Source organism: Deinococcus cellulosilyticus NBRC 106333 = KACC 11606 (genome assembly GCF_007990775.1).
Taxonomy (GTDB): Bacteria; Deinococcota; Deinococci; order Deinococcales; family Deinococcaceae; genus Deinococcus_C; species Deinococcus_C cellulosilyticus.
In genome coordinates, this window is record NZ_BJXB01000009.1 from 24582 (window position 1) to 36121 (window position 11540).

An 11540-nucleotide genomic window follows, 5' to 3' on the forward strand; every position below is an offset into this window, starting at 1 on the left:
ATCCTTGACGTGGACCTGAAGCCTGCAAAGAATCTACAGGTGATCAGGGGGTTGCTTTGAAGCCGTGGACTTCGGAGAGCAGTTCGTCGGTCACACCGTCCAGGGAGGCAACGGTTCCAAACACCAGTGTGCCCATCAGCAGCCCACCGACAAGCCCGGGCAGCAAGGTGCGTTCCAGCGGAATTTCTGACTGCACAGCAGCAGGGTGCCCCAGGAGGTTTTGCTGTTCTTTGGGTTCAGCTACCACTGCACCCCGCACACTCGGGACTCCATGGCACAGGTGAGCAACATCCCATGTGCCTTTCAGCGGGAAATCCCAGACCAGGCAGTCAACGATCAACCGAAACGTCCAGTACCAGCATGCAGGGTGCAACCCCTGAAGCGGCAGGTCTGCTCCAGCAACAGGTCGTGTTCACATGGGACCAGGGCAGGTCCAAATGGTGACACCACAGGTCTTTTTTCATGCAGGATGGGAACTTCATCCCACAGGGCTGTGAGGGTTCAGATTTCTTGCATGGGTTTCCCCACTTGGGTTTGGTTCACCCCTCGTGGTGTTCGGCCTCCACCACTTCGATGCGCTGGGTGATGCGTTTGTCCCCGGCGACCAGGGTGAAGCTGCGGCTGGAGGTGGGCAGGGGAAACGCAATCACCGTGGGCACCATGTCCTCGAAGGTTTTCACGGTCCTGCCCTGCTCGTCTTCGATGCGCGCTCCACCGTGGAAGGCGGGGGTGTTGGCGTCCACCAGGTGGGCCACCAGTTGCGGCAGGGCGGTGATTTCGCTGGCCAGGGCGTAACACCAGATTTCCCGGCCCGGGAAGTCTGCGGGGGTGGCTTCATGGGAGAATTCTTCCATCATTTCGGCGTTCACCCCGTTGCCGATCCCGACGACCGTGAAGACCGTTTTGGGGAATTTGCCTTCCACAATGGCTTTGGCCAGGAAGTCATGGGTGTATTCGATGACGTCTTCGCTGTCATGGAAGTGCCCGTCGGTGACGATCACCCCCAGGGCCGCGTCCACCCGTTCGCCTTTCTGGATGAGTCCTTTGATGTACTGCACGAAGTCCCGCACGGCGGGAAGCAGCAGGGTGTTCCCCCCGTCTTCTTTTGGGCCGGCGAACATCAGGCCGGAGAGGGTCGCTTCGGTGACCTCCCCGAGCGGTTCAATCTGGTCCCCTTGCGGTCCGCAGGCCCAGTAGGCCACCCGGCAACTCCCGTTGGCGTCTTTCTGGGCGAGGTAGGGGATGGAGACTTTCATGGCTTCATCCACCAGGTTTTTTTGTTTTCCAAGGCCAAACAGGCCCCCTTTGCGTCCGTACACCCCGCTGGATTCCATGCTGCCGCTGCCGTCCATGTAGAACGCCACCGCCAGGTTTTCCACCGTGGCATCAATCGCAAAGGTCACTTCGACGTTGAGCTGGCCGTTTTCTTCTTCTCCGTGAATGTCGCTGAAGACTTCGTTCAAAGCACCAAATTTTCTGACTTCCAGTGGCATGGGTGTGTCCTTTCAAAAATCCTGATCCCAGTCTTTCGGGGCAGGCGGAGAGGCTTCGGGTTGCTCGGGTTCTGTGGAAGGCTTTTTGGGAGGAGGGGACGGATCAAAGTCCGTCCCCCATGTCTTCTGGGCTCTGGGTTTCGTTTGTGGTGCTGGGGTGGCCTTGGCCGGGGTGACCGCAGGAGCGGGCTTTTCAGGTTCAACCGGAAACCCAGGCTTCTGGGAGGTGTTTTTTGGACCCCCGAGGGGCCGTCCGTCGTACACCGAGCGTTGCTGCTGGGCCTTGTGGATGCCCTTGCCGTGTTCACCCAGCAAGGCGGGCAGGTGGCGGTCCAGCACCTGCAGGGTTCCAGCAAGGGAATCGTCTGCGGTGTCTGCCAGGAACTGTTTCAACTGTCCAACCAGCGTGGTGGGAGGGGCCGTTTGCCAGCGGAGTTTCCTGAGGGGGTGCAAGTCCGGGAGGTCCCCCTGCAGATCCTGAATCAGGCCTTTGAGGGTGAGGTGCATGAGGTCCTGGTTGTCGATGTGTTCCCCCATGGGGTCCGGGTGCATCATGTACAGGCGCATCAAACGGTCGTCTTGCCCGCTGGCCGGGAAGGTGAGGGCGGAGACCTGCTGGGGCACGTCCCCCAGGGAGGTGAAGGTGAGGCCTGACCCGAGTTGTGCGCTGAGCAGCACGTCCAGGCGACCGAGGGTGAAATGTCCCTCCTGGTGCAGGTCCTGGGTGCCTGCCGGGGTCCAGCGGCCTTCCAGGGCACCGGTGGCCTGCAAGGGGTCGTTGAGGCCCTGCAAATTCCCCAGATGTGTCATGTGGGTGATGTGGCCGACGAAGAGGGCCGGGGTGCTGAGCATGGGGAGCCGTCCGGAGGTGCTGGTGTGCATCGCTTGCAGTTCCTGCAGCAAGGCGGGGTGGTCTTTCAGGTCGGCTTTTCTCAGCAGGGTCACCCCGCCTCCGAAGCGGGAGGCCACCACGCACAGGTCGGTGTGGCCAGCGTGGGTGAGGTAAAACAGGTCCATCAGCCGCACGGGGCGGTTTGATGGTTCAGGGGTCACCCCGGTGGGATGGAAGCATTCAGGCCAGTTCATGGTTCTGTTGTCATTTTACGTGTCCATGGGGTGCAAAGTTGCAGGGTCGGGCACAGCCACCGTCTGATCAACCACCTGCTTGGGATGCAGCGGGTTGAGAGACAGGTTGATATATGAACAAATATTCATATATAATCAAATCATAGGGAGCACCACCCCGGAGGAACCATGGGACACCACCACCCACACGGACATTCACACACGCACAGCCATGCCCCGGCCAATTTTGGCAAAGCCTTCCTCATTGGCATCACCCTCAACCTGACCTACGTTTTTGCTGAACTCATCTACGGCCTCATGTCCAAATCCCTGGCCCTGGTCAGCGACGCCAGCCACAACTTCAGCGACGTGATCAGCCTGATCCTCGCCTACACCGCAGTCCTGCTGGCCACCCGTAAGCCCTCTGCAAAGTACACCTACGGGCTGAAAAGCACCGGCATCCTCGCCTCCCTCACCAACGCTGTGCTCCTGCTGATCGCCGTGGGCATCATCGTCTGGGAAGCCATCGAACGCCTGCAGCACCCAGAACCCATCCAGGGGAACACCGTGATCCTGGTGGCCTCCCTCGGCATCATGATCAACTTCACCACCGCCATGCTCTTCGCAAAAGGACAAAAAGGGGACCTCAATGTGCGCGGGGCCTTCCAGCACCTGATGGCCGACGCCCTGGTCTCAGTCGGTGTGGTGGTGTCCGGCATCGTCTACCTGTACACCGGCTGGACCTGGCTGGACCCCATGGTGAGCCTGCTGGTGGCCCTGGTCATCACCCTGGGCACCTGGGGCCTCCTCAGGGAATCCCTGCGCCTCGCCCTGGCTGGCGTCCCCCACGGCATCCAGCTGGACAAAATCCAGAACCACCTGCAAAAGGTTCCTGGGGTGGTGGAGGTGCACGACCTGCATGTGTGGGCTTTTGGCACCACCGAAACCGCCCTCACCGTGCACCTGGTGATGGAAGTGCCCCAGAACAGCCTGGATTTCCACAGACAGCTCAGAAAAGACCTGCACGACCACTTCGGCATCGAGCACGTCACCGTGCAGGTAGAAGAACCTGGGGACCTCCCATGCCCACAAGCCTCCCCACATGGGGTGTGACAAAAACCCTGTTCTGAAGCCTAAAAGTGGACCCGAAAAAGGTCCACTTTTCAACTGCAAGCGAGGTCACTCCCTCTGGCTGTGAAGGGTGTTATGGTCAAAGCATGAAACGGTTCCTTCTCACCTTCACCCTCCTCGTCTCCACCGGTCATGCCCAGACGTCCGGGGCGGTGGGCTGGCTGGGTGCCGAAAAGAAAACCGATGAGGGCCTCTCTGCACTCCTGTCCCATGACCTCGCCGTTCACCTGGGGTTTTTAAAGCCCTTCCACACCCAGGTGTTCACCCCTCCCGTGATGACCCCTCAGGGGCCCTTACTGCCCATGGAGGTGCTCTACGGGGAGGGTTTCAGTGAAGTGACTTTAGGGGAGCACCTGCTTGTTCTCCAGGACGCACTGGGGGTGGACACCGTGGTGGGTGGTGTGGTTTCTGGAAACAAAGTCACCGTGCGGGTCAGGCAGGGGAAAAAAGAAAAAACCCTCACCGTCACCGGACAGGGGGACCTGCTGCGGACCCAGACCGTGGAAGGGGTGGCCCGGCTCCTCGGGCTCAAACCCCACAAAGTGGAACTCACCTCCAACACCGCTGCTCCACTCCTGCTGGACCTCAAAACCTTCAACATCCTGGAGGCACAAAAGAGAACCATCCCGGAAGGGAAGCTGGGCAAAGGTCTGCTGGAAGGGATCACAAAGCCCAACACCTGGCAGGAGCGGGCTTACCTGGCCCTGATGCTGAAACCTGGTGACCTGCCTGGACTGGACCTCTCCTTGCCTGCCCTGAAGGTGCACCAGGCGGTTTTGCTGGAAGGGCAGGGGCAAACGGAGAAAGCCGATCAACTGCTGGCAAACACCACCTTGCCCTTCGCAAAGACCCTCTCTGAGGTCTTCCACTGGAACCGGGGGGGGAAACTCCCTGCAAACTGGTCTCCGGCGGACCGGGGGGTGACGTCCCAGTTGCAGGCCGCACTCATTCACGCCCAACTTCCCTCCATCAAAGACACCCGCAGGACCCTTGCCTCCCTCACCCCGAATTCGGAGTTCAGCCTCCGGGGCCTGCAGGGGGTGCAACTGCAAAAAGCCGAGTGGAAGGGAGCGAAAGCAACCCTTGAGCAGCTCACCGATCTGAACCCCAAATGGCTTCCTTACTGGACGGACCTGTCCTGGGCCAACTTCAAACTGGGCAAGTCAGCTGAGGCCCTCACCACCGTCAAACGGGCATTGACCCTCGACCCCCAGGATGCGACCTCCAGGTACCGGCTGGGCCTCTACCAGCTGGCCGCCGGGCAGGAGAAGGAGGCCGAGGAATCCTACGGGAAGGCCTTGCAGGTGAGCAGCGCAAGTGACACCCGGGTGGCTTTAAAAGAACTGTGGACCCTCCAGAACCCGGTCAAACTGTACTTCCATGCGGTGCTTGACGAGCAGGTGGGCAGTTACCGGCATGCCAGTGCAGACCTGAAAACCTACCTGAAATCCGCAGGTGGGGAACAGGGGGAAAAAGCCAGAGACCGGCTCTCCCGGGTGGTTGGGGCAACCTGCACCCCGAAACTCGGAGAGAACCCCTGGACCCTGGGGAACGGGGAGAAGATCACGGTGCTCAAACGCAAACTGGTCCTCAGTTCCAACTGGAATGTGCGCTGCGAGGGGGTGCTGCCCTTGCCCCTCACCTTCACCTACCAGTTTGTGCAAGACGGCAAGGTGCTGGCTTCCGGACGGGCAGAGCCCGTGCAGCAACCCGGTCTCAGTGGACTGAAGGTGCCCGGGGTGACCGTGAAACTCGGTGAGGCCAGGGACGGGGACCTCACCGTGAAACTCACCTCCAGGGGAGGGGACGGGCAGGTGTTTGAATTTGCCGAAACTTACCCCCTGAAGGGAGAGGCGTCCCTGAAAGAAGAAGTGGTGAGCAGTGGCCTGCACCTCATCGATGAGCAGGGACGGGACATCCAGGGCGAAGACATCGTGCAAGTCCTGCTGGAGCAGGTGAAACGGGTGTTCTCGGACAGGGAGAAAGTGAAGAAACTCTACCCTGAACTCAGAGAACAGGACCGGCTGGAGGTTTTGAAGGTCACCCCTGAAGGGGTGGAGGCCCGGCTTCGCAAACTGCTTTCCCTTGTGGGAGACACCCTCGGGGCGGGCAGTCAGGTGTTCTTCCCGGATGAGTTCGTCACCCCGCTGGGCCGAACTCCGAGCGGGGGTGAAGCTTCACTGAACCAGGGCCTGAAGGCGTGACCGCAGGATCTCCGTCCGGCTCCTGGCATGCATCGGGGTGAACCCTTCCAGCCACCACTCGAAGTTGGGGTCCCCCATGATCTGCGTGAATTCTGCTTTGAGGTATCCCCTGAGTTCAGGGGATGCGGCCTGAATTTCATGGGTGAGTTCCGGGCGTCCGTCCATCACGCTGAGGATGTCTTCCATGTCGTGGCTGCACATCAGGTCCCCTTGCCCGCGCCCTTTGTAGGCTTCGAGTTTGGTGGCCAGGAGTCCACCACCCGCACATCAAGTCCGTCCAGGGTAAACTTCAGGGTGTGGTGGAGGGAGGGCTCGTACCACCGGTTGGTGAAGCCCAGCACCTGGGCATCGGGCGTCATCACATCCAGCAGGGTGTCCAACCTTTTCCAGCGGCACATGGGGGCGTCTTCGGTGGTGTCTTCGCTGAACCCCAACTTGCGGAGCTTTTCACTGAACTGGTAGTACTCCCCCAGGGTGCTGACATGGATGAGCAGGTCAATGTCTCTGGTGTACCGCACCTGTTCAGCACCGGCATCGGTGATCAGCAGGCCGGTGGCCATGCCACCCACCAGCACCACTTCATCCAGCACCGGCTGCAGGAGTTGCAGGGTGTGCCTGAGCAGGGCCAGGTTGTCCATGTTGTTTATGGCTGAGAGAGCCTTTTGGAGAGGTGTTTTTCGGCCAGTGTGCGTTCCCGGTTCCGTCCGGCCCTCAGGGCGTCGAGCAGGGCCAGGGTCTGGTGCACCTGGGGGTGGTTTCGGGCAATGCTGGGGGCGTACTTGTGGATGGGGATGAGGGCAGTACCCCGCTGGGTGCCTTCTGCATCCGGCCACACCGTGCGGGGGGTTTCTTCCGGGAAGTGTTCGCTGAAGGGTAAGACGTGGTGCAGGGTGGCAACGCCCCGCGTCTCCGGTCCATATTCGGGCGGGTAGAGGTATTTGATGGCGTGCAGGAAGAATTCCAGGGCCCGCTGTGAATGGGCTTTGAAACCCACTTCGCCCTTGTGGACCAGGCCGCTGCGGTCCAGGCGTTTGATGCTGCTGTGGGTTTCACTGAGGCTGATGCCGGTGAAGTCCGCGAGCCCCTGGTAGCCCTGAGGGGGTGCGGAGGTGGAGGTCAGGACCACCAGCAAGAGCACGTCCTGGTCTTTGAGGTTCATGGGATGAGTGTAGCAGATTTTCGCATTTCGCGAAACGCGAAAATGATGTCCTGATCCGCCCATTGTTGCATTGCGCAACAAGCGGTTTCAGCAAAAGTGCTGTTTCAGCATCACGGTGAAACAGCACTTTTGCTGAAAGCAGGAACGTCAGCAAGAAATTCACCTCTCTGGAAGGAAAGGCAGCAAAGGTAACCTGGGCTGTGCTCACTTTGCGCAGACCAGATCACTTTTCCTGGGTGATTCGGTTGCACCATGGTCGGGAATCGAACATGAGAACAGCACCCCCGCAGGGGTGCTGGAGTTCCTGAGCTTCAGAATTTGACCAGGAAGGCGGTGAAGTACATCACCAGCACCCCGGCCGTGAAGCCGGTGAAGTTCACCCAGTTCAGGGGGTTCACCTGGGCTTTCTCGTCGTCTTTCTTGACCAGGAGGCCCACTTCGAAAACCACCTGCAGGATGGCTCCCACACCGATGGCGAGGAACAGGGTGGCCAGGATGGGGTTGAAGGCAAACCCACCAATCCAGGTCCCGAGGATGGCTGGGAAGCCTGCAATCAAGACCAGCAGGATGAAGTGCTTGATCCCCGGGTTCTTCTTGAGGATCGGGGCAGCGATCCCCACCCCTTCGGTGATGTTGTGCAGGGTGAAGCCAATCACCAGGAAAGTGCCCAGAGCGGCCTCACCAGCTGCGAAGGCTGCCCCGATGGCGAGGCCTTCCCCGAGGTTGTGCAGGCCAATCCCGAAGGCGATGCGGTAACTCAGGGACAGGTTGGAGGGTTTTTCTCCGGCTTTCTTCTCCCGGCGTCCCAGCAAAATCAAGGTGAAGAGCACCAGCAGGGCAATCAGAATGGTGACGGGCAGGCCCTGAATGAAAGCGGGGAGTTCAGCGGCGAATTCGGTGGCGTCCAGCCAGGTGCCAATCGCCAGGTACACCAGCAGGCCCAGGGTCAGGGAGAGGATGAAGTTCATGGCCCGCCTGGAGAGCGAGCGCATCCACGGGTACCAGAGGACACCCAGGGCAACCGGGATGATGCCAACGTACAGGCCAATCAGGGCGAAACGCCACAAGAGGTCCCCGGAGAAACTCGGCGTCAACACGGCCACCGGGATTTCATGCTCGAACACGGTGCCGGTCGAGGTCATCAGGGCAATCAGGTGGGCTTCGTCCTGCACCCAGTGGTAGGGAATGGTGAAGGTGGCACTGCCAAACCTGGGGATGGTGTTGGACGGCTTAGCCGTGAAGGTCCAGAAGGCGTCATCGACCATCAGTTGCGGGATGGTGACCTCCTGGGGTCCATCGTTGACGACGGTGAGTTGGATGGTCTGGGCATCGGGCAACCTGACTTGCTGCACGGTGACGTGCTCAACAGGAGGACCAGAGAGGTTCTGCAGGCCTCCACCAGTGGTGAGCAGGTAGGCCAGCAAGACCCCGAGCAAAATCAAGGGGACGATCATGAAGCCCCACAGGCCACTTTTGTTGTTGGGGGTGTCTATGGTGGGTCCGGTGCTCATGACTTGCCTCCTTTGCCCTGCATGCTCTTCTGGTGCCAGGTCATGTCCACCCCGCTGTTTTTCAGGGCCTCTTCGTAATCTTCTTTTTTCACCACGTTGAAGTGTCCCATCCAGCCGAGTTCGGTGAATTCACTGATGTGGGGGTGGAACATGTACTGCCCGGGGAAGCGATAGCTGAATTCCAGGATGCCCCGCTGGCCCTGCACCTGTGAGATGGTGTCCACGGTCTTGGAGGTGGGGGTGAGGGTGGTGCCGTGGTCGTAGTAGTCGAACATGTTGGCGTGCAGGTGAAAGGAGTTGATGAAGTCGAATTCCAGGATGTTGATCAGGTAAATCCGCACCCGCTCCCCGACCATCAGGGGGATGGGGGTGTTGGCGTAGGCAAAGGCCACGGTGTTTACGGCGTAAATGTCATTCGCATTGTCGAAGTTGGTGTCAAAGGCGTTCATCACCATGATGAGTTCCTTGGCGGGGGGGCGGCCTTCCTTGGGGTCCACGATGAACGCGCCGTACAGGCCTTTGTGGATGTGGCGTTTTAAAGGCAACGCATGGCAGTGGTACAGGTGGCACCCGAAAGGCTCGGCGTCAAACTCATAGGTGAAACTTCCCCCGGGCTGGATTTCCGGGGCATTGAGGATGGTGCCGTCCATCTCAGCGGGGTGGATGCCGTGGAAGTGGATGGTGTGGGGGTGGCTGCTGGTGTTCACGAACTTGATCCTGAGGCGGTCCCCTTCGGTGCAGCGGAAACTGGGGCCCGGGACCCGTCCGTTGTAGGTCCAGGCGGCGAATTTCACCCCGGGGGCAATTTCGATTTCTTTGTCCTGGGCGTAAATGGTGTACTCCCTGAGGGTCTGGCCGGAGGGGAGGGTGGAGACCTTGCCGTAATCGAAATCGACCAGCATCAGCATGGGGTCAAAGCCGTTTTCCTGATGGTTCACGGTGCCCAGCATGCGGTTGTTGTCGCCGGTGTGTTTGCTGTGGGGCGTGGTGGTGTTTTCCGGGTGGCCCTGGTGGGTCTGGGCTTTCACCAGGGTGGTGAGGCCCAGCAGGCCCAGCAGGCCACTGAGGCCTTTGAGCATGTTCCGGCGGGTTGCAAGTGGGGTTTTCATGGGGTGCTGCTCCTTTGTTGAATGGGGTGGCCGGTGAGGTCTTCGGTGGGCTGGCCGAGCAATGCATACAGGCGGTCTTCAAGTTTTTCGCTGATGTGGTGCTCTAAGGTTTCGGCTTCCCGCTTTGCGTCTTCGATGCTGTAGCCGAGCACCTGGTGGAGGTAAAGGGTGAGGAGCTGGTGGTGCCGCTGGATGTTTTGTGCAAGGGTCCTTCCAGTTTCGGTGAGGGTGATGGTGTGGTAGGGGGTGTGCTGGATGAGGCCTTGCTGCTGGAGGTGCCTGAGCTTTCCGGTAACGGAGGGGGGTTTGACCTGCAGGTGTTGGGCGAGCCTGCCTGGGGTGACCTGTTCACCGAGGTCCAGGAGGTGTTTGAGGTAGTCCTGGGTGGAGGGGGTCAAGTCCTGGTGTCTCATGCCTTAATTATTAGGCATGCCTAAATCTTTTGCAAGGTCCATTAAAATCATGATCTGAGTGTAGCGAAACCCATACATCTGAACAGCAGTGCAGTTGGCCAAGTGAATCTGGGTAATCTCACCGTGCCCCCAGCCCAACTGAACCCTCGGTGGATGTCCTGGGCCACTACATCATGCTGTGTATGACATGACCCACCTTTGGCAGGGCCATGATCCGATGCTGTTCCTGCTGCTTTGGACGCTGGAACCTACCCTGTAGGCTTCCATCTCCAGGAGTGATGGAATGGTCCTGGTGGAAGGGCGCCCTGCTGTTTTAGTCATGGGTTTGGGTTTTCCAGTGTGCTCACAGAATTCAATGGGCAACTGGCCCTGGTGCCTCTGGTGTTCTGGTGGCTTCGGATCCAGGAAACCTTTCCTCTCATGGTGGTTTACCGATTGTCTGGTGGGTCGGTCCTGGCCATTTTTGCTGTGCTGCTTTTCCTGGACCAGGCCAGAGCATGAACCTTGACACTGGCACTGAGAATGCTGCTGGCCCTCCGGAGAAGGATGTTTCAATCAAACTGAAAAAATCTGAGGAGAACAAGGGAAATTCGTGAAAAATTCTTTTCTCGCAAATCATTGCGTGCCCTCAGCAAGGTGGGGGGCGGACTGTCCGAAGCCGTGGGGAGGGGTTGGAGGTTCAGGTCGTCCGGTCCAAGCAGGGTGTTGGACCTGATGCAGCTGACCTGCTGGGTTTTTTCGTTGAGGGTCAGCTGGCGGAGCAGGGCGTTGGCCAGTTCGAGGGGGGTGAAGTGGGGCATGGACATCCGCCGGGATCCTGTGCAGGGCGTCGAGGGGGGTCCAGCTTTTGGGCAAGGGTGTCCTGTGGGGTTGGCGTTTGAGATTGCTGTTGGTCTCATTGCAAGGGATGGAGACCAGCAGGGACTTGCCCTGTTTCCTTGTCACCGTCAGGGGTAGGGGCAAATTGAGGGCTGCTGGATAGAGGCTTCGAGAAAGGCAAAGATCTGTCCCAGGAACCGGTGTGCCCAGGTGAATCTGCTTGTGTGGTCTGGGGTTCAGACTGCGGTCTCGCTTGCAGGCGTGGGCCAGGCGGGCCTGCTCAATGGAGGGTGTCCTGTCAGCACATTGAAGGTTTTGAACTGCCAAAGTGTTGTGCTGATCACCAAATTTCCACTTATACCGTTAAAATCGGTTCATGCACCAATTCTCCCAAAGTCTTGAACAGGAATGCAAAATGGGCATCGGTGATGCTGGGTGTGGTGGTGCTGGGAGGTCTGCTGTACCTGATGCACCATTTGATTGTGCTGGGCCTCATGAAGCAACTGCACAGTGAAATCTTGTATCCACAGTGGTTAAAGCAGGGTTGCCAGGTTCCTGACGCCAGGTAAACTTGCAACCTCCACTGGATCAACCCACTCAAATGAGGCGCGATGAAACTCCAGGGGCATGAGGCAA

The 11540-nt window shown here is 59.3% G+C and carries 13 protein-coding genes; 3 read left to right on the top strand and 10 right to left on the bottom strand.

Features of this window, described 5'->3' with window-relative positions; all coding sequences use genetic code 11:
* Positions 1 to 43: 43 nt before the first annotated feature.
* The 3 genes from DC3_RS29100 to DC3_RS11220 all read right to left on the bottom strand — a co-directional run bounded on the left by DC3_RS29100 (position 44) and on the right by DC3_RS11220 (position 2579).
* Entirely contained in the window at positions 44 to 196 is a 153-nt protein-coding gene (locus DC3_RS29100) for a hypothetical protein (protein WP_186815975.1), read from the bottom strand.
* Positions 197 to 539: 343 nt separating this feature from the next.
* Positions 540 to 1493, bottom strand: a complete 954-nt coding sequence (locus tag DC3_RS11215; protein ID WP_146884466.1) for a vWA domain-containing protein — start codon at positions 1491 to 1493, stop codon at positions 540 to 542.
* Between the two features lie 12 nt (positions 1494 to 1505).
* A complete protein-coding gene (locus tag DC3_RS11220) occupies positions 1506 to 2579 on the bottom strand; it encodes a hypothetical protein (RefSeq protein ID WP_146884467.1) in 1074 nt (357 codons plus the stop codon).
* A gap of 168 nt (positions 2580 to 2747) precedes the next feature.
* On the opposite strand from DC3_RS11220, the gene DC3_RS11225 reads away from it, so the two are divergent.
* Together DC3_RS11225 and DC3_RS11230 are read left to right on the top strand one after the other, a co-directional pair.
* A complete protein-coding gene (locus tag DC3_RS11225; protein ID WP_146884468.1) occupies positions 2748 to 3671 on the top strand; it encodes a cation diffusion facilitator family transporter in 924 nt (307 codons plus the stop codon).
* A gap of 104 nt (positions 3672 to 3775) precedes the next feature.
* Positions 3776 to 5893, top strand: a complete 2118-nt coding sequence (locus DC3_RS11230) for a tetratricopeptide repeat protein (RefSeq protein ID WP_146884469.1) — start codon at positions 3776 to 3778, stop codon at positions 5891 to 5893.
* Here the strand turns inward: DC3_RS11230 and DC3_RS11235 are convergent.
* The 7 genes from DC3_RS11235 to DC3_RS11265 form a co-directional block, all read right to left on the bottom strand.
* Complete coding sequence (locus tag DC3_RS11235; protein WP_146884470.1) at positions 5867 to 6094, bottom strand: hypothetical protein; 228 nt, start codon at positions 6092 to 6094, stop codon at positions 5867 to 5869. The genes DC3_RS11230 and DC3_RS11235 overlap by 27 nt on opposite strands.
* Positions 6094 to 6531, bottom strand: coding sequence for a hypothetical protein (locus tag DC3_RS11240; RefSeq protein WP_146884471.1), 438 nt, complete (start codon positions 6529 to 6531; stop codon positions 6094 to 6096). Before DC3_RS11240 ends, DC3_RS11235 begins: the two co-directional genes overlap by 1 nt.
* A 5-nt stretch (positions 6532 to 6536) precedes the next feature.
* On the bottom strand, positions 6537 to 7052 hold the full coding sequence (locus DC3_RS11245) for a hypothetical protein (RefSeq protein ID WP_146884472.1): 516 nt from the start codon (positions 7050 to 7052) through the stop codon (positions 6537 to 6539).
* 311 nt (positions 7053 to 7363) lie between these two features.
* The gene (locus DC3_RS11250) at positions 7364 to 8563 is read right to left on the bottom strand and encodes a ZIP family metal transporter (RefSeq protein WP_146884473.1); all 1200 of its coding nucleotides are present in this window, start codon (positions 8561 to 8563) and stop codon (positions 7364 to 7366) included.
* Positions 8560 to 9672: a multicopper oxidase domain-containing protein gene (locus DC3_RS11255; RefSeq protein ID WP_146884474.1), complete on the bottom strand. Its 1113-nt coding sequence runs from the start codon at positions 9670 to 9672 to the stop codon at positions 8560 to 8562. The genes DC3_RS11250 and DC3_RS11255 overlap by 4 nt, the downstream gene beginning before the upstream one ends.
* Positions 9669 to 10085: a metal-dependent transcriptional regulator gene (locus DC3_RS11260; protein ID WP_146884475.1), complete on the bottom strand. Its 417-nt coding sequence runs from the start codon at positions 10083 to 10085 to the stop codon at positions 9669 to 9671. The genes DC3_RS11255 and DC3_RS11260 overlap by 4 nt, the downstream gene beginning before the upstream one ends.
* A gap of 551 nt (positions 10086 to 10636) precedes the next feature.
* Positions 10637 to 10885, bottom strand: coding sequence for a hypothetical protein (locus DC3_RS11265; protein ID WP_146884476.1), 249 nt, complete (start codon positions 10883 to 10885; stop codon positions 10637 to 10639).
* Positions 10886 to 11302: 417 nt separating this feature from the next.
* Here DC3_RS11265 and DC3_RS29565 point away from each other — a divergent pair, with 417 nt between their 5' ends.
* The gene (locus DC3_RS29565) at positions 11303 to 11473 is read left to right on the top strand and encodes a hypothetical protein (RefSeq protein ID WP_222594747.1); all 171 of its coding nucleotides are present in this window, start codon (positions 11303 to 11305) and stop codon (positions 11471 to 11473) included.
* Positions 11474 to 11540 lie beyond the last annotated feature (67 nt).